22 protein-coding genes and 1 pseudogene are annotated in these 23,852 nt (G+C 69.0%); 19 read left to right on the plus strand and 4 right to left on the minus strand.

The features are described from left to right. Positions 1-5: 5 nt before the first annotated feature. Positions 6-2,168, minus strand: a complete 2,163-nt coding sequence (locus AB0M54_RS23875) for a M1 family metallopeptidase (protein WP_364473752.1) — start codon at positions 2,166-2,168, stop codon at positions 6-8. A gap of 462 nt (positions 2,169-2,630) precedes the next feature. On the opposite strand from AB0M54_RS23875, the gene AB0M54_RS23880 reads away from it, so the two are divergent. The 6 genes from AB0M54_RS23880 (at position 2,631) to AB0M54_RS23905 (ending at position 10,942) form a co-directional block, all read left to right on the plus strand. Further along, the gene (locus tag AB0M54_RS23880) at positions 2,631-2,924 is read left to right on the plus strand and encodes a hypothetical protein (RefSeq protein ID WP_364332598.1); all 294 of its coding nucleotides are present in this window, start codon (positions 2,631-2,633) and stop codon (positions 2,922-2,924) included. Positions 2,925-3,313: 389 nt separating this feature from the next. Further along, a complete protein-coding gene (locus AB0M54_RS23885; RefSeq protein WP_364332601.1) occupies positions 3,314-3,871 on the plus strand; it encodes a TetR/AcrR family transcriptional regulator in 558 nt (185 codons plus the stop codon). A gap of 369 nt (positions 3,872-4,240) precedes the next feature. Further along, positions 4,241-6,802: a LuxR C-terminal-related transcriptional regulator gene (locus AB0M54_RS23890; protein ID WP_364473754.1), complete on the plus strand. Its 2,562-nt coding sequence runs from the start codon at positions 4,241-4,243 to the stop codon at positions 6,800-6,802. A 254-nt stretch (positions 6,803-7,056) separates the two neighbouring features. Continuing rightward, positions 7,057-7,632, plus strand: coding sequence for a 2Fe-2S iron-sulfur cluster-binding protein (locus tag AB0M54_RS23895; RefSeq protein WP_364473756.1), 576 nt, complete (start codon positions 7,057-7,059; stop codon positions 7,630-7,632). After that, positions 7,629-8,621: a xanthine dehydrogenase family protein subunit M gene (locus AB0M54_RS23900; protein ID WP_364473758.1), complete on the plus strand. Its 993-nt coding sequence runs from the start codon at positions 7,629-7,631 to the stop codon at positions 8,619-8,621. The genes AB0M54_RS23895 and AB0M54_RS23900 overlap by 4 nt, the downstream gene beginning before the upstream one ends. 5 nt (positions 8,622-8,626) lie before the next feature. Further along, positions 8,627-10,942: a xanthine dehydrogenase family protein molybdopterin-binding subunit gene (locus tag AB0M54_RS23905; RefSeq protein ID WP_364473780.1), complete on the plus strand. Its 2,316-nt coding sequence runs from the start codon at positions 8,627-8,629 to the stop codon at positions 10,940-10,942. Positions 10,943-11,155: 213 nt separating this feature from the next. On the opposite strand, the gene AB0M54_RS23910 is transcribed toward AB0M54_RS23905, so the two are convergent. Continuing rightward, positions 11,156-11,824 carry a response regulator transcription factor gene (locus AB0M54_RS23910; RefSeq protein WP_364473760.1) on the minus strand — a complete coding sequence of 223 codons (669 nt, stop codon included), beginning with the start codon at positions 11,822-11,824 and terminating at the stop codon, positions 11,156-11,158. Between the two features lie 150 nt (positions 11,825-11,974). Here AB0M54_RS23910 and AB0M54_RS23915 point away from each other — a divergent pair, with 150 nt between their 5' ends. From AB0M54_RS23915 to AB0M54_RS23945, 7 genes are all read left to right on the plus strand, one after another. Then, positions 11,975-12,526 (plus strand): hypothetical protein, encoded by a 552-nt coding sequence (locus AB0M54_RS23915; RefSeq protein WP_364332613.1) that lies wholly within the window; start codon positions 11,975-11,977, stop codon positions 12,524-12,526. 30 nt (positions 12,527-12,556) lie between these two features. Further along, a complete protein-coding gene (locus AB0M54_RS23920) occupies positions 12,557-13,714 on the plus strand; it encodes a hypothetical protein (RefSeq protein WP_364332616.1) in 1,158 nt (385 codons plus the stop codon). 15 nt (positions 13,715-13,729) lie between these two features. Further along, the gene (locus tag AB0M54_RS23925) at positions 13,730-14,827 is read left to right on the plus strand and encodes a histidine kinase (protein ID WP_364473762.1); all 1,098 of its coding nucleotides are present in this window, start codon (positions 13,730-13,732) and stop codon (positions 14,825-14,827) included. Positions 14,828-14,991: 164 nt separating this feature from the next. Continuing rightward, positions 14,992-15,366: a GntR family transcriptional regulator gene (locus tag AB0M54_RS23930; protein WP_364332622.1), complete on the plus strand. Its 375-nt coding sequence runs from the start codon at positions 14,992-14,994 to the stop codon at positions 15,364-15,366. After that, on the plus strand, positions 15,363-16,268 hold the full coding sequence (locus tag AB0M54_RS23935; protein WP_364332625.1) for an ABC transporter ATP-binding protein: 906 nt from the start codon (positions 15,363-15,365) through the stop codon (positions 16,266-16,268). The genes AB0M54_RS23930 and AB0M54_RS23935 overlap by 4 nt, the downstream gene beginning before the upstream one ends. Further along, positions 16,265-16,960: an ABC transporter permease gene (locus tag AB0M54_RS23940; RefSeq protein WP_364473763.1), complete on the plus strand. Its 696-nt coding sequence runs from the start codon at positions 16,265-16,267 to the stop codon at positions 16,958-16,960. The genes AB0M54_RS23935 and AB0M54_RS23940 overlap by 4 nt, the downstream gene beginning before the upstream one ends. 80 nt (positions 16,961-17,040) lie before the next feature. Further along, entirely contained in the window at positions 17,041-17,256 is a 216-nt protein-coding gene (locus tag AB0M54_RS23945) for a hypothetical protein (protein ID WP_364473765.1), read from the plus strand. Positions 17,257-17,369: 113 nt separating this feature from the next. Here AB0M54_RS23945 and AB0M54_RS23950 read toward each other — a convergent pair whose 3' ends face one another. Both AB0M54_RS23950 and AB0M54_RS23955 read right to left on the minus strand, forming a co-directional pair. After that, the gene (locus AB0M54_RS23950; RefSeq protein WP_364473767.1) at positions 17,370-17,948 is read right to left on the minus strand and encodes a uridine kinase; all 579 of its coding nucleotides are present in this window, start codon (positions 17,946-17,948) and stop codon (positions 17,370-17,372) included. Positions 17,949-18,156: 208 nt separating this feature from the next. After that, positions 18,157-18,726 carry a TetR/AcrR family transcriptional regulator gene (locus tag AB0M54_RS23955; RefSeq protein WP_364332637.1) on the minus strand — a complete coding sequence of 190 codons (570 nt, stop codon included), beginning with the start codon at positions 18,724-18,726 and terminating at the stop codon, positions 18,157-18,159. Between the two features lie 105 nt (positions 18,727-18,831). Here AB0M54_RS23955 and AB0M54_RS23960 point away from each other — a divergent pair. From AB0M54_RS23960 to AB0M54_RS23985, 6 genes and pseudogenes are all read left to right on the plus strand, one after another. Next, positions 18,832-19,140, plus strand: a pseudogene (locus AB0M54_RS23960) (2-dehydropantoate 2-reductase N-terminal domain-containing protein); the annotation flags it as partial. A gap of 274 nt (positions 19,141-19,414) precedes the next feature. After that, positions 19,415-20,620: a cytochrome P450 gene (locus tag AB0M54_RS23965; protein ID WP_364473769.1), complete on the plus strand. Its 1,206-nt coding sequence runs from the start codon at positions 19,415-19,417 to the stop codon at positions 20,618-20,620. A 39-nt stretch (positions 20,621-20,659) separates the two neighbouring features. Beyond that, positions 20,660-20,854 carry a ferredoxin gene (locus AB0M54_RS23970; RefSeq protein ID WP_364332643.1) on the plus strand — a complete coding sequence of 65 codons (195 nt, stop codon included), beginning with the start codon at positions 20,660-20,662 and terminating at the stop codon, positions 20,852-20,854. 415 nt (positions 20,855-21,269) lie between these two features. Beyond that, positions 21,270-21,647 carry a Rid family hydrolase gene (locus AB0M54_RS23975; RefSeq protein WP_364332646.1) on the plus strand — a complete coding sequence of 126 codons (378 nt, stop codon included), beginning with the start codon at positions 21,270-21,272 and terminating at the stop codon, positions 21,645-21,647. Between the two features lie 222 nt (positions 21,648-21,869). After that, positions 21,870-22,712: a hypothetical protein gene (locus AB0M54_RS23980; RefSeq protein WP_364330122.1), complete on the plus strand. Its 843-nt coding sequence runs from the start codon at positions 21,870-21,872 to the stop codon at positions 22,710-22,712. Positions 22,713-22,917: 205 nt separating this feature from the next. Continuing rightward, complete coding sequence (locus AB0M54_RS23985) at positions 22,918-23,718, plus strand: alpha/beta hydrolase (protein ID WP_364473771.1); 801 nt, start codon at positions 22,918-22,920, stop codon at positions 23,716-23,718. The last annotated feature ends 134 nt before the right edge of the window (positions 23,719-23,852 follow it).

Consider the following 23,852-nt stretch of genomic DNA (forward strand, 5'->3'; position numbering starts at 1 on the left):
CTTCGTCACTGGTGGCGGCGTGGCGGCTGGAGTAGCCCCGCGCTATCCAGGCCGTCGCGGTAGGGGTGATGCGTCGAGGCCGCCGCGGGCTGCGGCCTGGCCGCGGTGGCGGCGGGCGGCGCGGGTGGTTTGGCCGCGGTGTACAGCCATGCCGTGAAGAAGTCGTCGAGCTGCCGGCCGGAGGTCTTCTCGGCGAGCTCGATGAACTGCTCGGTGTCGACGTTGCCGCCGGCCCGGGAGGTTGCCCAGGTGCGCAGGATGCGGAAGAACGCCTTGTCGCCGACGGTGCGCCGCAGGGCGTGCAGCGTCATCGCGCCGCGGTCGTAGATCGGGCCGGCGAACAGGTTGTCCGGGCCGGGGTCACCGACGACAACTGTCCAGAAGTCGGAGTCCGCCGGGATGCCGTCGTAGAGCCCGTCGAAGGTCTGCTGGGCGGTGGCTCGCCCCTCGTGCTCGCTCCACAGCCACATGGCGTAGTCGGCGAAACCTTCGTTGAGCCAGATGTCGCGCCAGCGCTGCAACGCCAGACTGTTGCCGGTCCACTGGTGGGCCAGCTCGTGCGCCACGATGCTGGTGCCCTGCGGACCGAACTCCGGCTCCGGGCTGGTGAAGATGATCGGCGGGTACACCGGCCGGGTCTGCGTCTCCAGAGCGAAGTTCAGATCCTGGTTGTCGACGATGCCACCGCCGGTGGAGAACGGGTACGGACCGAACACACCGGACAGGAACCGGATGATCTCAGGCTGGCGGGCGAAAGCCGCGGCCACGTTCGCGCCCTCGGTGGCCGGCAGGTCGCCGACCGTACCGGCGATCCACGTGTTCGGATTGGCCGGGCTACCCGCGGGCGCGTCCGTCGCCATCCAGCCGTCCATCGGGTCGCCGTCCGCCTCGAACGACGTGCTCCCGGCTCCGGTGCTCACCGTGATGTCGTCGACCACGACACCGCGCAGGGCGCCGCGGCGGTCGGCGGCATAGGTCAGCGCGAGTTCCACCTTCTTGCCGGCGAACCGGGCCAGATCGACCGCCCAGTGTTCGTAGCCGTTGCTGCGGCCGGAGGCGGCCGACCACATGCCGGACGTTCCCGAGGGCGTACAGGTGTCCCCGGACGGTGTCAGATAGTGGTTGAGGAAGGGATGCGCGGCCCGCAGATCCCGGAATTGGCAGGCGAAGCCGACGTCCTCGGCAGTGTGACCGTTGGTGTCCGGCAGGGTTGTCCAGTCATCGGCTCCCACGGTGTGCGCCTCGACGAAGAAGAAGTCGAGGTCCTTCTCGGTACTGCGGTCCACCCAGAAGTCGGCCGCGGCCCCGCCGGCCGGCACCTCGATCGTCCTCACAAGCCGCTTGTACGCCGAGTTGCCGGACTGGCTGATCGCCATCTGCTGCCCGGAACGGGGCTCTTCCCGCCGGGACAATGACGGGTCGATCGCGTCCCAGTAGTGGACTCCCCCGGCGCGGTACGACTTCAGGTCGAAGTTGCCCACCGCCAGCGTCGACAGGTACGAGGCCATCGGCTCGCGGGCGTCCCAGCGCCAGGTGGTCCAGCCCGCGCGGGTGGCCTGATCGAGCAGTTCCCCGTTCGCGACGGCGGTCACCCCCTGCGGCACGGTGACCCGGAAGGTGTACGCCGCCTTCTCGACCGGGTGGTCGTTGACGGGATACCACAGCGCCGCGGAGTGCGGCTGCCCCGCGATGATCACCCCGTCCGCGGTGGCGAACGCACCGGAAACAGCCCCGTCCGCCTCCTCGAACGTCTCCGGGACACCGTCGTAAACGACCCTGGTGGTGAAGGCGCGCCCGGCCGGCAGACCCCGGCGCGGGGTGACGGTCAGCTCGCCGCCGCTACGACTCCAAGCCGCCGCCCGGCCGTCCACGGTCACCGACCGCACCGTCAGTCCACGCAGGTCGAGGTTGAACGCGGACAGATGCTCCGTCGCCCGGGCCAGGATCGTCGCCGTGCCGGCCAGCACATCGCTGGCCGGCGTATATCGCAGGTCCAAACCGTAATGCCGCACGTCGTAGCCGCCATTGCCATCGAGCGGGTAGTACGGGTCGCCCACCCCGGCCGCTCCGGGATGGGCCGGGTCCGGTCCACCGGGAGCGGCCCCGGCCGGGGCCGCGGTCACCGCCACCAGCGCGACAGCAGACGCCAGAGCTGCACTGCGAAACATAACGGAATGTTTCCTCTCAACTACGTCGAGCAGGGCCGGCAGGACACCGGCTTCACCTCAGAGGCTGTGGTGCAAACAGGATCGTGAAAATGGCTGCCTCCCGGCCGAGGTCGGCGGACTGTCCGCAGCCCACAGTTGATCTCCCTCGCACATTGCTCTCAGGAAGTGGGCAACCGCCGGAGACACATCACGACGATCTTGGCGAGACATCTTGCTGTACACATCGACAAGACGCGCGACTACCAAGCGCTATAGGCATCTTGACCACGAGTCAGGATTACCCAGCCGTGCAGGGCCCCGACCGGGTACGTCGAGGAATCTGCGTTCCACATTGGTACACCGCCGGCTTTCGCGGCGGGCCAGAAGGGTGCCGTGCAACCGAGTTTGCCGGGCGTGGTTACGTTCCCTCGCATGGTCAGCGCATCGAGCACCTCCGCCCATCCGAACCGTTTCCTGTTGAGGGTGGCCTCCTGGGTTGTCGCTGTGGTCCACGTCGGCTGGCTCTCGGTCGCTGTGCTGTACGCCCTGTCGTTCGTCGTGTTCGGTAGCGAAGGCGTACGTAACGGCGACCTGAGCGTCGGTGAGTGGCTGGGTGATCTGGCCGTGGCGGCCCTGGTCCTCACCACCGCCGCCGCCGGACTGACGGCCGCCGTGATCAGCGGAGTGCGACCCAACGGCCGATGGCTGATCAGCGGACTACTGTGCACGGCCGTCGGAGTCATCGCCGCAGTGGCGCTGTTCGCTCTTGACCGTTGATCCGGCCGCCGCGGCACTCGCATTCGTCGATGCATTGCCCGCTCGCGGTCCGCACAGCCATGGCAGGGAGAATTCATGGCGCTGCCGGCAACGGATATTCCACCGTGGAGCGCTATGTGCGATGCCGTCGAGAGCGTCAGTCTCGGGGCGGCGCGGGCCCGGCGACCGTTCCTGACCCTGGAGATGCACTCGATCGACGATCGCCACGAACCGCCGGTCGACTCCCGGCTGCCGGACAAGGGCCGGAAGGGCTGGTGGGGTCCGCGAGCGGCTGCGCACCAGAGTCGATCACAGCGTACCCTAGTCGTTTATTATCAGAATTTGATTGACCAATCAATGGCCATTGGAGTCGAATGTCAAACGCTTCCTCACACCGCGACCTGGGCGCCATGCGCAGACGACTGCTGGAAGCTGCCATCGAGGTTGTCTCTGAGCAAGGAGTCACTGCGAGTACAGCGGTCATCGCCAAGCGCGCCGGCGCCGCCCAAGGGTCGGTGTTCCACCATTTCGGCACCAAGGACGGAATGCTCGAGGCCCTGTTCGTCGCACTCAAGCACGAGCTACGGGAAGCGGTCCTGGAAGATCTCGACGCAGACCTGTCCGTCGATGACGCCATGAGCGCGATCTGGGACCGGTGGATGCGGTGGGGAACCGAGAACGCGGTGAGACGACGCGCCCTGCTCTCGATCTACAACAGCGACATCCCTTCTCTGCCGACCCGCGATCGCGTTGCCGACGACCTGGGCTCAGGAGTGGCCGTCTTCCTCGAAGCGAGCCGGCATGGGCCACTGGCCGGGCAGTCCATCCACTTCATCGGTCCTCTCGTCGCCGGTCTCGCCAACTCGATCATGGATTCGATGCTCGCCTTCCCCGCTCAGGCCGAGGAATACCAACGGGTCGGATATGCGGCGCTGCGGTCGATGCTCGGCATGCAGAACCGCGCGTGACGAGCGCCGCCCAGCAACAGCGATACCCGCGGCTGATCGCCGGTCGCCTGCGCGGTCTCCGCGAAGGCAGGACAGGATCGCCGACCCGAGAGCCGAGGCGCATCGCAGCGTCTCGTAAACGCCTACTGGACAACGCTCGACTCCCATGATTGAGTGATCAATCAACGCCACACCCGTCGGGCCGGCAAAGGGATCACTCTTGACGCGGACAAGGAGAGCATCGTCGTGAGCGTTCGCCTCCGGGAAGGTGCGATCCGAGCCGTTCCGCGATCGAGGTCGAGCAGTTCGCGGCCGCCCTTGAGCGCCGCTTCCCGACCGTCGACGTGAGGTGTGATGACGCCGCAGGATGATGGCGGATCCGCCCGAGATGTGGAGACGTATCTGCGGCAGCTGATGGCCGTGGCGGCCGCAGCGGGGCGTGCGTCCGAGCCGGTCGACCTGGCCGCGGCGCTGGCCGAGGCTCAGCGAGTGACCGCCTGGGGACTCCGGTCCGTCGTCGCGATGGGGCGGGCTCGGGGTTTGAGCTGGCGGGAGCTGGCGGACGCGCTGGACGTCCCGGCTTCCTCCCTGCATCGTCAGTACAGCAAGGGCACCTCGATTACGACGTCCTATGACAGCGTCGGGATTCGGCCGAGTGAGGCCGGGCCGCAGCCGGGTGACGTGCCTGCGGTGTTCGACCGCTTCGTCGGCCGCGGTCGCGAGCTGGCCGCGCTGCCCGAGCTGCTGCGGCAGCACCGGCTGGTAAGCCTGGTCGGGCCGGCGGGCGTGGGGAAGACCCGGCTGGCCGGGGAGATCGCTCACCGCGTCCGAGCCGGATACCCCGGGGGTGTGTGGTGGGTGCGGCTGGCATCCGTGTCGCGGGAATGGCTGATCGGTCCGGCGGTGAGCACGGCGGCGGCACTCACCGGCGCGGGTAAGGACGCCCGCCAGGTCGTCGCGGAGGCGACCAGGGGCGGCGCAGTGCTGCTGATCCTGGACAACTGCGAGCACTTGTCGGCCGGCATGGCGAGCATCACCATGGACCTTCGCGAGGCCGCACCGGAGCTGCGGATCCTTACGACAAGCCGCGAGCCGCTGCGAGCCCCGGGCGAGGCGATCCTGCCGCTGGCGCCGTTCCCGCCGGCCGGCGGAGCGGGCCGGGCCGCGCGAATGGCCGACGCGGTCCGGCTGTTCGCGGACCGGGCGCGCGCCGTCCGGCCCGACTTCGACCTCGACGCCTCGGCCGAGGACGTCGCCGACATCTGCGACCGCCTCGACGGGCTACCGCTGGCGATTGAGCTGGCCGCCCGCCAGAGCGACCTGCTGACACCGGACCAACTGCTGCGCCGGCTGGCGGAGCCGCTCGACGTACTGGTCGACACCCCCCGCGGAGCGGCCGGCCGCCACCACAGCCTCCGCGAAGCGATCGCATGGAGCTACCACCTGCTCGACGAGACGGCGAAGGCGGTGTTCGCGCGCCTCTGCGTGCTGCCCGGCGGCTTCGACCAGCACACCGCCGCCGCCGTCACCCGCGATCTGGAACTCGACCGGCCTCAGCAGTGGGCGCGGCTCGCCGACCTCACGCGCAAGTCGATGCTGGTCGTCGACGCGCAGACGGCGGGCCGTTTCCGGATTCTGGAGTCGCTGCGGGCGTACGGTCTGGAGGCTCTCACCCGGGCCGGTGAGCTCGCGCCCACCCAGACGCGGCTGATCGACTGGCTGATCGCTTACGAGGGACAGCTCGCCGGGCACCCGTGGGGCGACGAGCTGACCATCCTGATCAACCGGATCGCCGCCGAGCGGGACAACATCCGATACGCCGCCGACGTCGCGGCGGTGCTGGCCCCGGAGCGCCACCCCAAGCTCGCCCTCCTGCTCGCTCACCTGCTCTCCACCCAGCAGGAGATGACCGAGACGAAACGGCTCCTCCTCGGACTGCTCGATGGCCCGCAAGCGTCGACCGCGGACCGGGCGCGGGCGCATTGGATGCTCGCGATGAACACGGCACGGGTCGGCGATCACGCGACGGCCGCCGGCCACGCGCACGACGCGGTCCGGTTGGCGCGGACGCTCGACGACCTCGACGTGCTGGCCACGGCGCTCAGCGGCGTCATGATCACACGAGGGCTGATCAACGACCCGGCCGGTGGAGCAGAGGTCGGCGCCGAGTTGATCGCTCTGCTGCGCGCCAAGGGCCGGATCGGATCACTCGGGCGTGCTCTGAACATCCAGGCCTGGCTGCTGGTTGCCGGCGGCGACACCGGCGCCGCCCACGAGGTCATCTCGGAGGCCATCGCGATGTACGAGGCGCGGGCCGACCAGGCGCTTCCGCCGGCGGCCCGGTTCGCCAACGAGTGGGGCACGACTCTGCTGCACACGGCGGCGATCATCGACATCGTGCGGGGCGAGGATGCGACGGCCGCCGGGTACGTCACCGCGATTCTCACCTCCGAGTTCGAGCATCACAACGCGGTCGGGGGCGCGCTCAAGTGCGCGGCGATCCTCGCTGCCCGGCGTGGCGAGAACGAGCGTGCTCTCCGCCTGTCGGCCGGGGCGGAGGTGGTGGGCTTCCGCAGCGATGTGTTCGGCGATGACCAGCTGGCAGCCGCCACGCGCGCAGCCCGGAGGGCCGTCGGCCCGGTGAAAGCCAACGCAGCCGTCGCCATGGGACACGCCATGACCGTCAAGCAACTGAAGGAACATGCGATCAGCGGCGTGCTTCCGACCGACACCGGCCCCGCCGACCTTCTGACGCCGAGCCAGCTCCAGGTCGCGCTCGCGGTCGCGCGCGGTCTCACCAACGCCCAGATCGCTGTCGAGGTCGGCATGGGCAAGCGCACGGTGGCACACCATCTGACGAGCATCCGTACACGATTGGATCTCAACAGCAGAGTCGACGTCGCGGCGTGGGTGATCCACACGGGTCTGGCCGAGGCCCAGGACGGCCGCTGAGGATCACGCTCGACCACGCGCTGTCCCAGTCTGGGACAGCACACCACCACGATGGCCTGCCCCGCGGTTCACTTGAGCATCTTCGACGCCTTTGGTGGGCGAAGGGCAACGTGGAGTAGTTGCGCCGATGTGCGATGCCCGGCCGATACGACCGTGCCACGATCCCCGTGATCGAGTTTCCAGACCTGTCGGCCGATCGGCCGGTCTTGGGAGACGGCGTCGGGGACGCCGGGCATCGAGCCGAGGGGGCCGCGATGACAGGTACGACCCATGTGCACACCGGCCAGGGCATGAAGGGCAACGGCGGCCATCAGATCCGGGTCGTCGTGAACGGGGAGGCGGTCGAGGCTGCGGTCGATGATCCGCGGCGCTCGCTGCTCGACTTCCTCCGGGAGGATCGCGGGCTGACCGGGGCCAAGTTCGGCTGCGGTCAGGGCGGCTGTGGCGCCTGCACGGTGCTGGTCGACGGGAACCGCATCCTGTCCTGCCTGACGCTCGCCGTGATGGTCGACGGTTCGCAGGTGACCACCATCGAAGGGATCGGCGAACCGGACCGGTTGCACCCGTTGCAGGAGGCGTTCATCGCGCACGACGGGTTCCAGTGCGGCTATTGCACGCCCGGGCAGATCTGCTCAGCGATCGGTATGGCCGCCGAACTGGAGCGCGGGTTGCCCAGCAAGGCCGCCGACGAGGTGGCCGCAGACCCACAGTGGTCACGGCCGGAAGTGCGGGAGCGGATGAGCGGGAACGTGTGCCGCTGCGGTGCCTACAACGGGATCGTCGAGGCCATCATCGAGCATTTCACCGCGCCGGACCGGGTCCGATCGTGAGGCCGTTCACCTACCTGCGACCAGACGACGTGGCCGCCGCGGTCGAACTCGCCGCCGGCGCGGGTGCCCGGTACCTGGCCGGCGGAACGAACCTCGTCGATCTGATGCGCCAGGGCGTGGAGACGCCCGAAGTGCTGGTGGACGTACGGTCGTTGACGCGGCAGATCGAGGTCGAGCCGGACGGCACCCTGGTCCTCGGAGCCGGGGCCACCAACACCGCGGTCGCCGAGCACCCTCGCGTACGCGCCGACTTTCCGTTGATCTCCCGCGCCATCCTCAACGGGGCCACCGGGCAGATCCGCAACATGGCCACGGTGGGTGGCAACGTCCTGCAACGCCCACGGTGCCTCTACTTCTATGACACCGCGTCCCGGTGCAACCGGCGTGAGCCGGGCGCCGGCTGTGACGCCCTGGACGGGGGTACCCACAATCACGCAGTACTCGGCCACTCCCCGCACTGCGTCGCCACCCATCCGTCCGACCTGTGCGTGGCCCTGGCCGCCCTGGACGCCCGCGTCCATCTGCACGGACCCGGCGGTCCACGAGTCGTCGACCTGACCGACCTGCACCGGCTACCCGGTGACGAGCCCGCACGGGAGACCAACCTCGAACCGTACGAGCTGATCACGGCGGTTTCCGTGCCCCCGGCACCGTGGGGGCGCCGTTGCGTGTACCGCAAGGTCCGTGAGCGGGCCAGCTATGCGTTCGCGCTGGTGTCGGTGGCCGCTGTACTCGACGTCGACCGCGGCGTCGTCCGGCGCTCGCGACTGGCCCTCGGCGGCGTCGCCGCGAAGCCGTGGCGGGCGCGTGAGGCCGAACGGGTGCTCGACGGGCAACCGGTCAGCCCGGAGTTGTTCGAAGAGGCCGCGCGGACAGCGCTGAGGAACGCGGTTCCCTTGCGCGACAACGCCTACAAAATTCCGCTGGCCACCCGGTCGGTCGTGGCGGCACTCACCCAGCTCGCCGAAGAACCGCAGGAGGCGCCGTGACTCTGATGCAGAGAGCGTTCGAGATGGCCGCGCGGCTGCTGCCGGACCGCCGCCCCGACCCGCTGCTGAGCCGGACCGACCTGGTGCAGGGAAAGGCGATGGCCCGCCGCGACGGTCCGCTCAAAGTCAGCGGCCGCGCGCCTTTCACGCAGGACGTCGTCGTGCCCGGCCTCACCCACGCCGCATTGGTCTGTGCGACGAGGCCGGCCGGCCGGATCGCCGAGATCGAGGTGGCCGAGGCGGAGGCCGCCCCGGGCGTCCTGCTGGTCATGACCCATCACAACGCGCCGCCGATGAAGGCGCCGCGGCTGCTGATCACCCTCAAGGGCGCCTCGTTCACCCGCGCGCCGGTCATGCAGGACGACCAGATCCGATGGAACGGCGAGCCGGTCGCGGTCGTTGTGGCCGAGACCGCCGAGCAGGCCCGCCACGCCGCCGACCTGATCCGGGTCCACTACGACACGAGCGGACCCACGCCGATCGTCGATTTCACCACCGAGCAGGGCCGTGCCCGGCGCGCCGCGAACGTACAGGGCGAGCGGACGCGGATCGCCAAAGGCGACGTGGACCGAGCGCGGCAGTCGTCCGATCACATCGTCGATCACGGCTACCGGACCGCGATGCACTACAACGCCGCGATCGAACCGCACATCACGGTGGCCCGCTGGGACGACGCCGAGCACCTCACGGTGTGGGACGCCACGCAGGCCATCACGCACACGCAGATGACGTTGGCCGACGTGTTCGCCGTACCCGTCGAGAACGTCCGGGTGATCGCGAAGTTCGTCGGCGGCGCCTTCGGCAGCAAGATGGTCTGGAGCCACCAGTTGCTCTGCGCCGGTGCCGCCAAGCTGCTCGGCCGGCCGGTCCGCGCGACGCTCACCCGCGAAGAGGTCTTCCGGGTCACCGGCGGCCGGACACCGTCGTCGCAGCGCGTCACGCTGGCCGCCAACGCCTCCGGCGGGTTGGCGGCGCTGAGCCACGAGGGCACCACGGCGATCGGGGCGCAGGACAACGGGTTCGCCGAACAGTTCACGTTCCCCGCACGCAACCTGTACGCCTCCGACTCCTTCCTGGTCGACCAGCACGTGCTGGAACTCCAGATGCCCGCGAACGCGTCGATGCGCGCGCCGGGCGACTCGATCGGCTCGTTCGCCCTGGAATGCGCGATCGACGAGATGGCGGAGCGGCTGGGCGTCGATCCGATCGTGTTCCGTACCCGCATCGAACCGGACCGCAACCCAGCCACCGGCCGGCCGTTCTCCGCCCGGCACCTGCTCGAGACATTCGCCCGCGGCGCCGACACGTTCGGCTGGGATCAGCGCAACCCCGTACCACGCTCGACACGACGCGGGGAATGGTGGGTGGGGCACGGCGTGGCCGGCGCCAACTATCCCTACATCCGCATGCCGAACGGCAAAGCCACCATCACGGTATGCGCCGACGGGCGGGCAATCATCCGGACCGCCGCGCACGAGATGGGAATGGGCACCGCCACCGTCCAGGCCCAGCACGCGGCCGACCGGCTCGGCCTGCCCGTCGAGGCGGTCACCTTCGAATACGGTGACAGCTCACTGCCGGCCGGCATCCCCGCCGGCGGGTCCGCGCAAACAGCCGCGATCATCGCCTCCGTCACGGCCGCCGCCAAACAACTCGTCGAGATCCTCCTCAAGCTCGCTCCCCGCGGCGGCGCCCTGACCGGCGCCCGGCCCCGCGACGTCGAGCTGCGCGACGGCGGACTGTATCGCCGCGACGGCGGCTCCGGCCTCCCCTACTCGACGCTGCTTGGCGGCGCCGGCCGTGACGAAGTGACCGCCGAAGGAACCGAGTCGCTCCCACTGGAAATGATGAAGTACTCGATGCAGTCCTTCGGGGCCCAGTTCTGCCAAGTCCGGGTCAGTGACGTCACCGGCGAGATCCGAGTCGACCGTTGGCTCGGGGTCTTCGACACCGGACGGGTGCTGAACCCGACCACCGCCGCCAGCCAGTTCCGCGGCGGCATCATCATGGGTCTGGGCCAGGCTCTCACCGAGGAGGTCGCCGTCGACAGCCGGACCGGACGCATCATGAACCCGTCGTTGGCGCACTACCACGTCCCCGTACACGCCGACGTCCCCCACATCGACGTCGACTGGCTCGGCCATCCCGACCCCATGGCACCGATGGGCGGGCACGGTGTCGGCGAAATCGGCATCACCGGCGTCGCCGCCGCAGTGGCGAACGCCGTTCACAACGCCGCGGGAATCCGGCTCCGGAACCTGCCCATGACCCCCGCCCAAGTGCTGCCTGCTCTGCTCGAGACCGCCCCGGGACCGGCATGACGAACACACGGCGTCTCAGCGAGACGCCGCGCGGCCGCGTGCGGGACGTTCCGGTTCAAGCCGCGACGGGGTGGTGAAACGACGCGTCGACGGCCCGCCGGGCGGCCTGCGTGTGTCCGCCCGGGCCGCGGGCACCACGCTTTGTCAGCGGCATGTGAGGATGCCGGCGGCACATCGGCTCGCTCATGGGCTCTGCCGCCGGCTACGTTTTGGTCAGTGGCCTGGGCTGCGGTTGACGAAGCCGGTCTCGTAGGCGACGACTACCGCTTGCACGCGGTCCCGCAGGCCGAGCTTGGTGAGGATGCGCGCGACGTGGGTTTTCACCGTTGTCTCGGCCACCACCAGCTCGGCCGCGATCTCGGCGTTGGAGAGACCACGTGCGATAAGCCGTAGGACGTCGAGTTCACGCCCGGTCAAGGGCGCCAGTGCCGGCGGTGGTCCGGCCGACTGGGCGGGCTCGACGAAGCGTTCGACCAGCCGCTGGGTGATCGACGGCTCGATGAGAGAGTCGCCGGTGGCCGCGGCGCGAACGGCGGCGATCAGGCGGGTCGATGGTGCGTCTTTCAGGAGGAAACCGGCCGCGCCGGCGCGCAACGCGCGGTAGACGTACTCGTTCTGGTCGAAGGTCGTGAGGACGACGATCGTCGGCGGGTTGGGGTGCCGCAGGATCTCCTCGGTGGCCGACAGGCCGTCGAGTTCGGGCATGCGGATGTCCATCAGGATCACATCGGGCTCGGTCAATTGGGCCTGGCGGATCGCCTCGGTGCCGGTGTCGGCCTCGGCAACGACCTCGATGTCGCCCTCGGCCTCCAGGATCACCCGGAAACCGGTGCGGACGAGGGTCTGGTCGTCGGCGACGAGTACCCGGATCTTATGGGACACAACTGACAGTCTGCCGGTCCCGCCGTCGCCGCCGGGTCATCCCTAAGGACGATGGCGGGTCGGAACATCCTCCCTGAGCTGGACGAAGGCTACGCGGGCCGAACCCTACCGTCAGGGCATCTCAGCGATCCGCGGCGAAAGGAAAGAACGATGAACGGAGTTCTCAAGGGTGTCCGGCCCCTCGACTACGTGCTGGCCGGCCTGATGACTGTGCTCGGTGCGTTGCTGATGTGGGAGAACATCGCCTCGCCGGACGACGCGGACCTGGCCCACCCGGTCTCCACGCATTCGTGGGTGATCCTGCCGGTCTTCCTGCTGGTGACGCTGCCGGTCCTGTGGCGCCGCCGCCACATCCTCGCGGTCATCGGCTGCACCATCGCCGCCTCGGCCGTCCACCTGCTCGCCTTCGACTGGCTGACCCGCTGCGGTGTGGCGCTCCCACTCTCGTTCGCACTCGCGTACGCCGTGGCCCGTTACGCCGGGAACATGAGGAACCAGCTGATCGGCGTCGCCGGAATTGTCGTTCTTCAGGTGGTCGTGCTCATCCACGACTCCTCGATCGGCCCGATGGGCGACGGGCTCGTCATCGCACTCCCGGGTGCCGCGCTCTTCTACGGCATCGGTCTTCTGGTCCAGAATCGGGTCACCAGGAAGCAGCAGCTCACCGCCGACGCGCCGGTCCACGAGCGCGCAGCCGCCTGAGCGGGTCCACGGGTGGGAAGGAGCGCGGCGATGAGTGAGATCTTCCGCGGGGTGAGGATCGGCGACTGGTTCCTCGCGGGAGCCCTCACCGCGCTGGGCGCGTTGCTCATGTACTTCGACGTCACCACCACCGACGCCGAGGTCACACGGAGTATCGCCGACGGCTCGATGGTCCACCCGTTCGATTCCCATTCGCTGTGGATGATTCCGGTTTTCGTGGGCGCCACGATTCCGGTGCTCTGGTGGCGGCGCAGCGTCCTCGCCGTCACCGCTGTCGCCGTCGGTCTCATGGTGGTTCACGACCTGCTGTTCGGTTGGGTGACCCGCTGCGGCGCCGGCCTGCCGCTGATCTTCGTGCTGGCGTTCCTCGGGGCACTGGCCTACCCGCGTACGAAAGCCTGGCTCGTCGTTGGGCTGTGCGCCGTGTTGACCGTGGCCGTGGTGGTGGTCGATGCGACAACCGGTCCGGACGTGCTGGCGCTGGCCCTGCCGATCGTCCTGGTCGTCTTCGGGATCGGCCGGGCGGCCCGGCACCGCAGCGCCCTGAACCACCAGCTCAAGATCCGGGACGACGAGCTGCGGCAGCTGCGCGACGAGCGCGCCGCGCTGGCGGTCGCGGACGACCGGGCGAGGCTCTCCCAGCAGCTCGACGGGCTCCTTCAGGAACGGCTCGCGCAGCTGACCACGGCGGCCGAGTCCGCGGACGGCCTCGCTCCGGCACAGGCGAGAACGCTGTTGGAGGCCATCGAGTCCGGCAGCCGGCAGACGCTGGACGACATGCGCGAGATCGTGGGGCTGCTCCGCGGCGGCGAAGTCGACCTGGCGCCGGCCCCGACGGTCGCCCACCTCGACGCGCTGCTTGCGCGGCACCGGTCGGCGCGCTCGCGGCTGACCGTGACGGGCGACTCCCGGTCGCTGCCGGCCACCGTGGAACTGTCGGCCTTTCGCATCGTCGAATACCTGGTCACCGTGCTCGCCGACCGGGCCGACGCGCCGATCGAGGTCGCCGTGCGATTCGAGGACGACGCGCTCGAGATCCGCGTCAACGGTCTGGTGGGGCGGGGCGGGGACCTGAAGGCGGCGATCGCCCGGGCCAAGGAGCGCGCCAAGCTGCTCGGCGGCTCGGTCGACGTGAAGGTCGCCCGGGGGTACGCCCGGGCCGTGGCCCAGCTTCCCGTGGTCGGGTGATCCGTGGTGGTGGGCTTGCGCCGACTCGAGCAGGCGGGGATCGTCCTTCTGGTCCTCGCCACCGTCGCGTTGCCGACGGCGATCCACGGCTGGCCTGCCACCGTTCTCGGCAATGTCTTCGTCGCCGCTGCCGTGGCCAGTGGCCTGGCACTGCTCTGGTGGCGGAGCCACCCGCGCGTGGTCGCGGTCGGGGGCGGGGGGCTCTGGCTGGCGGCAGCGTGCCTTGGTGACTACGGCTGGTTCCCCGACCTCGCGCTCGTGATCATGGCCCTCCTCGCCGCGGTCACGGCCCTGGGCTGGCGCGGCCGGGCGGCCTGGGTGACCGGCGCCTGCCTGGCGGCGTACCTGGTTGTTTTCTGGCTGGTTCTCGCTACCAGCCCAGTGGCCGTGGTGATGTTCAGCGTGCCGGGCTTCCTCGCCGGCACAGTCTTCCGGCTGCGCCGAGAGGCGGCGGACGAACTCGCTCAACGCGGCCGGGAGCTGGAAGAGGAGAGGGAACTGTTCGCCGACCTGGCCCTGCGCCACGAGCGGGCCCGGATCGCCGCCGAGCTGCACGACATCGTCGGGCACGCCATCAGCGTCATGATCATCCAGGCCGCGGCCGGGCAACGGCTGGTCGACAACGACCCGGCCCGGGCCAAGCAGACCTTCGCCGCCATCGCGGAATCGGCCCGCCAAGGCAGCGAAGACCTGCAGCGGCTCATCGAACTGCTCGGCGGAACGGAGATCGGCGGACCCGACCTGTCGCTCATCGAGGAGGTCGTGACACGGGCGGCGCGCAGCGGTCTGGACGTCTCGTGCCGGTTCGAGGGCGATCGTGACGGCGTGGCCGCACCGATCGCCCACATCGCCTTCCGCGTCGTCCAGGAAAGCCTGACCAACGCGATGCGCCACGCTCCGGGCGCGGCCGTCCGAGTGCGTGTCAACGGCACCGGCCGAGACCTGACCGTGAGCGTGGAGAACGACCGGTCGACCCAGGAGCGGCCGGCCATGTCCGGTACCGGCCGCGGACTGACCGGCCTGCGCGAACGGGTCCACGAGCAGGCCGGTCGGTTGCTCGTAGGACCGACCTCGTACGGCGGATGGCACGTCGAGGCAACCTTCCCGAAATAGGCCGCGCGGTTGCGCGAGCCTGGCCGGGCCGGCGGCAGCGGGAATCGGGTCCCGGCGCCGCCGCCGGCTGAGGTTGCGGGATACCCGGACGGCTTGACAGGCGCGACGCGCGGTTGCATGGTTAGTTACCCATGTAGCTAACCAGTTGGGCGGCTAAGCCGACGATGGACGACGACCGACCGATCTTCCTTCAGATCGCCGAGCTGATCGAGAACTCGATCATCGACGGGTCGCTGGTGGAGGAGGCCCAGGTCCCGTCCACCAACGAGCTTGCCGCCTTTCACCGGATCAACCCGGCCACCGCGGCCAAGGGCGTCAACCAGCTGGTGTCGGAGGGAACGCTCTACAAGCGACGCGGCATCGGCATGTTCGTCGCCGGTGGGGCCCGGGCCAGGCTGCGCGAGCGGCGACGGGAACGGTTCACCGAACAGTACGTGGAACCCCTGCTCGCCGAGGCGCGCAAGCTCGGCATCGGCCACGACGAGCTGATGAAGATGATCGATTCATTCGGTGCGGCTGTCGGGAGGGACCTGGGATGACGACGGTGGTAACCGCACACGGGGTGACCAAGCGCTTTGGTGACGTCACGGCGCTCGACGACGTGAGCTTCGCGCTGGCCGAGCACACGATCTACGGCCTGCTCGGGCGCAACGGGGCGGGCAAGACCACTCTGATGCAGATCCTCACCGGTCAGGCGTTCGCGTCGTCGGGGAAGGTGTCGGTCTTCGACGCGCCACCGGTGGAGAACCCGGCCGTCCTGTCGAAGGTCTGTTTCGTCCGGGAGAGCCAGCGCTACCCCCACGTCTACACCGTGCGCCACGTCTTTCGCACCGCACGCCGGCTGTTTGCGAACTGGGACGACACGTTCGCGCACGGCCTCGCCGCGGACTTCCAGCTACCGGCCGGGCGGCTGGTCCGCAGGCTCTCGCGGGGCATGCTGTCGGCCCTCGGCGTGACCGTCGGGCTGGCCGCGCGGGCGCCCCTGACGTTCTTCGACGAGCCGTACCTCGGGCTCGACCCGGCCGCCCGGCAACTTTTCTACGACCGCCTGCTCGCCGACTACGCCGAACATCCCCGCACCGTGGTGCTCTCCACCCACCTCATCGACGAGGTGAGCGATCTGATCGAGCGGGTGCTGCTCATCGACCGCGGCCGGCTGCTGCTCGACGAGGACACCGACGACCTGCGCGGACGGGCGGTGGCGGCAACCGGACGGGCGGAGGCCGTGGACGGGTTCGCGGCCGGACGCACCGAGTTGCACCGCGAGCGGTTGAGCGGCCTGGTCCGGTCGACCATCCTCGATGGCCTCGGACCGCACGCGAAGGCGCTCGCGCAGGAACTGAACGTCGAGCTGGAACCGCTGTCGTTGCAGCAACTCGTGGTCCGCCTGACCGCACCGCCGACGACAACGGCGCCGGCGGACCGGGAGGCCGCCCGATGAACCGCATCCGTCAGGTGGTCCGCCTCCAGATGCCGGCCTGGCCGCAGATCCTGGGCTGGACGTGGAGCATGACGGCCGTCGGGTTCGGCATCCACCTGTTGAGCGTCATGGCGAACCACGACCCGGGCGACGGCGTGACGACCACCGGCGGCCTGGTCAGCGTGTACGGCGTCGCGATCGGGATGGCCACCGTCTCGGTCACCCAGATCTTCCCGTACGCGCTGGGCATGAGCGTGACCCGCCGGGAGTTCTACCTGGCCTGGTCGCTGCTCGCGGTCGTCCAGTCGGTGGCCTACGCGCTGGTGCTCAGCCTGCTGCGCGCCGTGGAACAGGCCACCGGCTACTGGGGGGTGGGGATGCGCTACTTCAGCCTGCCGTTCATGGACGACGCCAACCCGGTGCTGCTCCTGCTCGGGTACGCGGTACCCATGCTGGTCGTGACCCACCTCGGGATCCTGCTCGGCACAGTGCACCTGCGCTGGGGCACCACCGGCGTCCTCGCCAGCGTCACCCTGGCCTTCACCGCGCTCGGGCTGGCCGCCGCGCTGATCACGTGGACCCGCCAATGGCACGCGATCGGCCGCTGGTTGCTCGACCAGCCCCCTGCGGCGCTGCTCGCCGGCTGGCCGGTCCTGGTGGCCGCCGCGTTCGCGGTCGGCGGGTACAGGCTCATCCGCCGTGCCACGGCATAGGCGCGGCGGGCACTCGGCTGCCTCGGACACCGCGAACGCCATCATCCGCCCTGTCCGCCCGCGTCCTTGGGAGAGATGCAATGACAAGCAACAACACGCCCCCGCCCGCCGCAGGTCTCGGGATCTGGGCGAATCTCGGGATCTGGATCGCATTTGGCTCTCTCGTCGGCGTCGTCGTCGGGGTTTTTTCTGACAACGTCGGTATCGGTGTCGCGCTAGGTTCGGGTCTGGGTGCGAGTCTGGGTATTGTCGCCTGGGCCGTCTTCATCGCGCCGCGAAGGAATGCCGGCGGCTGATCTGGGCCCACCGCCACGCCATCTCGGCACGGGTGGGCACCGCACCTGCTCTCGTTCGTGCCCGTCAGCCATCGACTGACTGGTGCGCGCGCGCTCAGCGGCAAATCATTTCGTCACCCACGGACGATCCGAGGTTCGTCGAAATGTTGATTCCCGATCAAGATATCGGCCCTTTGCTGTGGCGAGTCAGCGGCGAAGTAGATCCGCTGGGCTTCGACGTATCGCCGCATGCTGGGATGCGCTGGATCGGGGTTCGTACCGTCGCGATACGCCATTCTTCTGGCCGTGACGTCGAACGGGACGTCCAGGAACACCGACAGATCCCACACGTCGCCGATCTCGTCGCGATGCAGGAAGAGCCCGTCGACAATCAGGACCGTCCCGGGAACAGCAGTACGCCGTGGCGGGTCGAGAACCGCGTCTGTGGCCAGATCGTGGGCGGCCTGCCGATAGCATCGCGAGCCGCCCGGCGCGAACGGTTCCAGCACGTCGGTGCGGAACCGCTGGTAGTTGAAGGAGTCCTGCCAGAAGCCTTGCGGGGACTCGCGGCCTTGGCGGTATCGCACCGCACGGACGTTGTGGAAGTCGTCGAGCGACACGCGGACGATGGGACGGCCGAGTAGGCGGACGGCAGCGGCGAGTTCCGCTGCGAAGGTAGTCTTCCCCGATCCATCGGGACCGTCGATCGCCACTCGGGGACAACCGTCGCGGAGTTCAAGAACCCGGCGGGCGACGTAGTCGATGACATCCTGTTTCCGAGATCGAGGCACCGGCCCAGGATGTCAGGCCGGATGCGGCCTCGTCGGGCGGCTGAAACTCGCCGCCAGCCGGCGGATCCTTTCGTCCCACCCGGGAAGTGATGGCGCCTGGCGGCGCGCTGCGACCTCGTGTCGCACCTTGTCATAGCGGGCGGCGCAGCCCGTCCAGCACGAGGGTGATGACATCGTCGGCCTCGGCCCGCCAACCAGGGCGGTCATGGGCCGCACCGATGCCGTGCAGCGCCATCATCACGGCACCGGCATTCACGTCGTCGCGAACGGTGCCGTCCCGCACGGCGGCGGCCACCAGGTCGGTGACAGCCTGCTCCAGCGCCCGGCTGCCCTCGGTGAGGGCACCCGAGCGGGTGGCCATGAGCGTGGACAGCGTCCGGGCCAGACCCTCGTGGGCGTCTATGTGGTCGACCATGCCGCGTAGGAAGGTCGCCAAAGCCTCCGCCGCCGGCAGCGCGGCCCGCAACTGGCGGACACGGTCGCACATCGCGGCGATCTCGCCGTGGTAGACCGCCTCGGCCAGTGCCTCCCGGGTGGGGAAGTGGCGATACAGCGTGCCCGTGCCCACCCCGGCCAGACGGGCGAAATCATCAAAGCGCAGGTCGAAGAAGCCACCGGCGTCGAAGACCTCCCGGGCCGTGGCGAGCAGGGCGTCACGCTTGCGCTGGGCGTCGGCCCGGAGCGGCTTGTCGACGGTCATGCGTTACCTCGCGTTGACAAATGGAGATGGCCTCCATATTCTACCCGAAAGTGGAGATGTCCTCCACATCGATCGTACCCCACGAGGTGCCGCGTGAAGATCCTGATGTTCGGCCGAGGCGTGATCGCCACCGTCTACGGCTGGGCCCTGCACCACGCGGGACATGACGTCGAGTTCTACGTCCGGCCGGGCCGCGCGGCGACGTACGGAGACGCGGTGGACCTCGACCTGATCGATACGCGGCGCCGGGTGTGGGGGCAGCACGTCGTCGAGAAGTGGCCGGTGCGCTACCGCGAGGCGCTCAAGCCGGACCACGATTTCGACCTGATCGTGCTCAGCGTGCCGCACCACCGCCTCGCGGAGGCGACGGCCTTCCTGTCCCCGCGTGTCGGCCAAGCCACGGTGCTGGTCTTCGGCAACGTCTGGACCGAGCCGCTGGCCGCGATCGGCGACCTCCCCGTCGACCGGATCGCATGGGGCTTTCCCCAGGCCGGTGGCGGTTTCGGCGCGGACGGCGTGCTCCGTGGGGCGCTGCAGACATGGCATCTCTTCCGGAGGACGAGAACCCTCCTTGGTCCGCCGCGTCCCAGAGCCAACCCGGTCGCACCGATCGGCCAACTGCCATTCACGCATGGCTTTTCGCTGTCCAGCCTCTATCGCCAGTCCGTGACCTCGTGGAAGGAAAGTCATGACTACCACCGAGAAGCACGAGTTCCCCATGGCCCGTACGTGCCCGTTCGCGCCGCCGCCGGCATACGAAGAGATCCGCGAAGACGAGCCGGTCTCGCGGGTTCGTCTGCCCGACGGCGGGTGGGCCTGGGTGGTCAGCCGCCACGAAGACGTGCGAACCGTGTTGAACGACCGGCGGTTCAGCGCCGACCGGCAGCATCCGGACTTCCCCGCGCTGGTCGAGGGCGAGGCGGCGTCCCGGCGGCCGGACGAGGAGCGCATGCTGATCGCGATGGATGCGCCCGAGCACGGGCCGGCACGCAAGGCCGTGCTCGGCGAGTTCACGGTGCGCCGATTGGAGGCGCTGCGGCCGCGGATCCAGGAGATCGTCGACGGGCAGATCGACGCGCTGCTGGCCGGGCCGCGGCCCGGTGACCTGGTGGACTCGTTGTCGCTGCCGGTTCCGTCGCTGGTGATCTGCGAGATGCTGGGTGTGCCGTACGCCGACCATGAGTTCTTCCAGGAGCACACGGTGAAGGTGATCAAGCAGTCGACGCCGCCCGAGGAGCGGTGGGCGGCCACAAAAGCCGTCCAGGGCTACATGGCCGACCTCATCGCGGAGAAGGAGGAGAACCCGCCGGACGACCTGCTCGGGCGGCAGATCGTCAAGCTGCGCGCGGATGGCACCTATCGGCGGACGTCGCTGGTCGGCATGGGCTTTCTGCTGCTCGTGGCCGGCCATGAGACGACAGCGAACATGATCTCGCTGTCGACCGTGGCGTTCCTGCGCAACCCGGAGCAGCTCGCGATGATCAAGGCCGACCTGGCCAAAACGCTCAACGCGGTCGAGGAGATGCTGCGGTACTTCACGATCATCGACGTGGCGACGGCTCGGCTGTGCGTCGAGGACATGGAGGTCGGCGGGCAGCTGATCCGTGCCGGCGAAGGAGTGCTGGCGCTGGGTTATTCGGCCAACCGGGACCCGCGGGCGTTCGAGAATCCGGACGAGCTCGACATCGAGCGCGGCGCGCGCCACCACGTTGCGTTCGGTTTCGGGCCGCACCAGTGTCTGGGCCAGAACTTGGCTCGGATGGAGCTCCAGATCGTGTTCGACACGCTGTTCCGCCGTGTCCCCACGCTCGAGCTCGCGGTGGATGTCGACGAGCTGCCGTTCAAGGACGACGCGAACATCTATGGCCTCTACCAGCTCCCGGTGACCTGGTAGAGGACGAAGTGACATCCCCACCTCGGGAGGACAGGGCCCATGAGGATCATCGCGGACACCGACAGGTGCGTCGGTGCCGGACAATGTGTGCTCACTGAGCCCGCGCTGTTCGACCAGAGCGAGGACGACGGCACAATCATCGTGCTGAACGAGAAGCCGGAGGGCGAACTGGTCGAGAAGGCCCGCGAAGCGGCACGGGTGTGCCCCAGCCAGGCGCTCTCCCTGGAGGAGTGAGTCAATCCGTGGACGGCATTACGGCCTGAGACGATCACGCCGATCTGTGTGGGACGCTAAACGGCGCGTCTCCCCTACGCGACGCCAGTGTGGACCTCTGCTCCTGGTGCGCTCGCTGTCACAGCGCGCAAAGCCAGCGTCGGCGCCTGGGAGGGCAACCCGTACACCGCGGACGAATGGATCACCGAGGTCTACGTCCGGACAGGCAGCGGTTGGCGATGCGCACTGAGTCAGAAGACGCCTGCGCCCTCCGGCCCTTGACCCAGCCGGGAGGCCAACCACGACGTACCCCGTTTTCGGGATCTGCCAAGCGCACTGTAGGCGGCAGATCAGTAAACGCCGGCCGGCGGCCGCCACCGAAATCCGAGCCGTCTGGCCGAACGCCGTCGGCGTGAGCGGGGGCTAACTTGGCGGAATGCGAGAGATCATCAGCACGGCCGATGCGCCCAGCTCACCGTTGTACTGCCAAGCGATGAAAGTTGGCGGCCTGGTCTACGTCTCAGGCCTGGTCGGCGTCGACGTGAGCACGGGGGGCCTGGCCGGACCGACGATCCAGGAACAGACACGACAGGCGCTCGCCAACTGCAACACCGTTCTACGGGCGGCGGGCGCGACGTGGGAGGACATTGTCGAGGTCGGCGTGCTCCTGACCAACCCGGCCGACTTCGCCGGCATGAACGAGGAGTACGCGACCTGGTTCCCCAGCACGCCGCCGACGCGTTACGTCGCCAAGCTCGGCGTCGAACTGCCCGGCGTTCTCGTGTCGATCCGCATGACCGCGTTCGTTGATTGACACGACCGCTGCCTGGCGCTTCGGCAGTGGTCGACGGCCCATACGTGGCACATCGGCAGCTCGCCACCAGCACCGACCCGCGCGACCTTGCGTGCGCTACCAGCGACAGATCAGTGCACGGCAGGTGCCGGCTTGGTACTGGACCCGATGACCGAAGATGGCGAGCCGCGTTGTAGAAATTGGGTGTTCGCCGGCAGCGGGAACTGCGCAAAGATTGCCGATATGTCGTTGGTTCGGCACCTGTGGCAACTGTATGAGCCCTTGCATGCGGTCACCTACTTCGCACCTCAGGCCCGGATCGCCTTCGAAGGCGTCGGACTGCGGGGCTTCTGGCGCGGATACTTCGCCGGGCGAGCAGCTCCGCTGGGCGCAGTGGCGGCCGCACCGGTGACTGCCCTGTTCTACTCCTTCGCACCCGCCATGGTGGCTCGAGCCTTACCCGAGGTGTGGCAGCGTGTCTCCCCGGAACAAGCCCTGGCTGCCCGCCTCCATGGTGCGGTGGACGCGTTGCGGGACGTCCTGCCATCCGAGCCGCAGCGATGGGCGGAAGCCGCCGAGCTGTTGGAGGTCGCGGCTCGGGCAGCCGTGACCGACGGCCGAGCGCTCGGCGCGGCCAACGCGGCTCTCCCCCAGCCGAGTGACGTACTCGCCCGGCTTTGGCGCGCCGCCACCGTGTTGCGTGAACACCGCGGCGACGGGCACATCGCCGCTTTGGTGGCCGCCGAGATCACGGGCTGTCAAGCGCTGGTCCTACGCAATGCGCTGCATGGCGACAGGGAACAACTGCAACCGAACCGGGGCTGGACCGACAGCGAGTGGGACGCCGCGGCCCGGGCCTTGACGCAGCGCGGCTGGCTCGACCATGACGGCCGACCCACCGCGACGGCCCAGGCCGCACACCGAGCCGTTGAAAGGCACACCGATCAGCTCGCCGCCCAACCCTGGACCACGCTCAGCTCAGCCGATCAGATCCGACTGTCAGACCTGCTGAACCCGCTGGCCGACGCCGCCGGTGCAGTCGTGCCTTACCCCAATCCGATGGGCTTGCCACGCGCTGTTCACTGACGTACGCCCAACAGGCACGAATCCGGGTCTCGTTGCGGCGCAGCCCGCAGGCGTACGCGGTCTTGAACAAGGTCACGTGGCGGAACGCCGGCAGCCAGCCCCTTCGTCCGAGGCCGGGGATGCGGGTCATTCCTCTCCCACGATTTTCCCTGGGATCATGGAGCCGTCCGGATCAGACAGCGATTGCCATCTCGCGGAGGCTCGCATGACCACAGAGGGTCTGCACATCACCGAGCGAGGCGACGGGCCCGTGGTCGTGCTGCTGCACGGGCTGATGGCGACCGGGGAAATGTTCCGCTGGTTGTCCGAACCGCTGACGAGCCGATTCCGGTTGGTCATTCCCGACCTGCCTGGTCACGGCGGCAGCGGGACCGTGCCAGGCCCCTACACGGTCGAGGCGATGTCCGCCCGCGTCGGCGCGGCGCTCGAGGCTCGCGGAGTCCATGACGCCCACGTGATGGGCTATTCGCATGGCGGCACGGTCGCCCAGCACCTCGCCCGCGACGCCGGCCACCTGGTTCGCTCACTGGCCCTGGTGGCGACGTACGCCTACAACACCACAACACGCCGCGAGCAGGTCGAAGGGTGGCTGGCACCGCACATGGTCCGCCTGCTCGGCATGCGGCGGTTCGCCCGGATAGTGGCCCGCCCCGGTACCGGCGGAGGCCCGCCCCTGGCACCCGATCAGGTCGCATGGCTTCAAGACATGCTCGCGACAAACGCCACCACGCAGATGGCCCGAGCAGCAGCCGAACTTTCCCGCTTCGACAGCAGGCCTTGGCTGCACCAGCTACACGTTCCCGCACTCGTCGTGTCCGGCGGGCGCGACCTCGCCGTACCCACGCACCACGCCACGATGCTGGCGCAAGCCATAGACGCAGCCCAGACCGCTACGATCGCCGAGGCCGGCCACACGATGATCTGGACCCACCGCGACGCGCTCGCCCGGATCCTCATGCAGTGGTGGGATGGCGTCGACCGTCACCAGACCAGCCCTCCTAGGTGACGACCCTGACCACGAGCCGTCCCGCAACGCGCATTGTCTGCGGCATGAGAGCTCATCGTCTTGAGGAGCGTCGATGGCGCCGGTGGGCGGCGCCATCGGTTCGATCAACCCCTCACGTAGTAGTGGCCGTTGGT

It is taken from the genome of Actinoplanes sp. NPDC051470 (assembly GCF_040682035.1).
In the GTDB taxonomy this organism is placed as follows: Bacteria; Actinomycetota; Actinomycetes; order Mycobacteriales; family Micromonosporaceae; genus Actinoplanes.

Bases quoted from the DNA above. Each gene is read 5' to 3' on its own strand.
- AB0M54_RS23875 (WP_364473752.1), bottom strand. From the start codon at position 2,168: ATGTTTCGCAGTGCAGCTCTGGCGTCTGCTGTCGCGCTGGTGGCGGTG.
- AB0M54_RS23885 (WP_364332601.1), top strand. From the start codon at position 3,314: ATGCGCAGACGACTGCTGGAAGCTGCCATCGAGGTTGTCTCTGAGCAA.
- AB0M54_RS23895 (WP_364473756.1), top strand. From the start codon at position 7,057: ATGACAGGTACGACCCATGTGCACACCGGCCAGGGCATGAAGGGCAAC.
- AB0M54_RS23905 (WP_364473780.1), top strand. From the start codon at position 8,627: ATGCAGAGAGCGTTCGAGATGGCCGCGCGGCTGCTGCCGGACCGCCGC.
- AB0M54_RS23915 (WP_364332613.1), top strand. From the start codon at position 11,975: ATGAACGGAGTTCTCAAGGGTGTCCGGCCCCTCGACTACGTGCTGGCC.
- AB0M54_RS23920 (WP_364332616.1), top strand. From the start codon at position 12,557: ATGAGTGAGATCTTCCGCGGGGTGAGGATCGGCGACTGGTTCCTCGCG.
- AB0M54_RS23930 (WP_364332622.1), top strand. From the start codon at position 14,992: ATGGACGACGACCGACCGATCTTCCTTCAGATCGCCGAGCTGATCGAG.
- AB0M54_RS23935 (WP_364332625.1), top strand. From the start codon at position 15,363: ATGACGACGGTGGTAACCGCACACGGGGTGACCAAGCGCTTTGGTGAC.
- AB0M54_RS23940 (WP_364473763.1), top strand. From the start codon at position 16,265: ATGAACCGCATCCGTCAGGTGGTCCGCCTCCAGATGCCGGCCTGGCCG.
- AB0M54_RS23945 (WP_364473765.1), top strand. From the start codon at position 17,041: ATGACAAGCAACAACACGCCCCCGCCCGCCGCAGGTCTCGGGATCTGG.
- AB0M54_RS23955 (WP_364332637.1), bottom strand. From the start codon at position 18,726: ATGACCGTCGACAAGCCGCTCCGGGCCGACGCCCAGCGCAAGCGTGAC.
- AB0M54_RS23965 (WP_364473769.1), top strand. From the start codon at position 19,415: ATGACTACCACCGAGAAGCACGAGTTCCCCATGGCCCGTACGTGCCCG.
- AB0M54_RS23970 (WP_364332643.1), top strand. From the start codon at position 20,660: ATGAGGATCATCGCGGACACCGACAGGTGCGTCGGTGCCGGACAATGT.
- AB0M54_RS23975 (WP_364332646.1), top strand. From the start codon at position 21,270: ATGCGAGAGATCATCAGCACGGCCGATGCGCCCAGCTCACCGTTGTAC.
- AB0M54_RS23980 (WP_364330122.1), top strand. From the start codon at position 21,870: ATGTCGTTGGTTCGGCACCTGTGGCAACTGTATGAGCCCTTGCATGCG.
- AB0M54_RS23985 (WP_364473771.1), top strand. From the start codon at position 22,918: ATGACCACAGAGGGTCTGCACATCACCGAGCGAGGCGACGGGCCCGTG.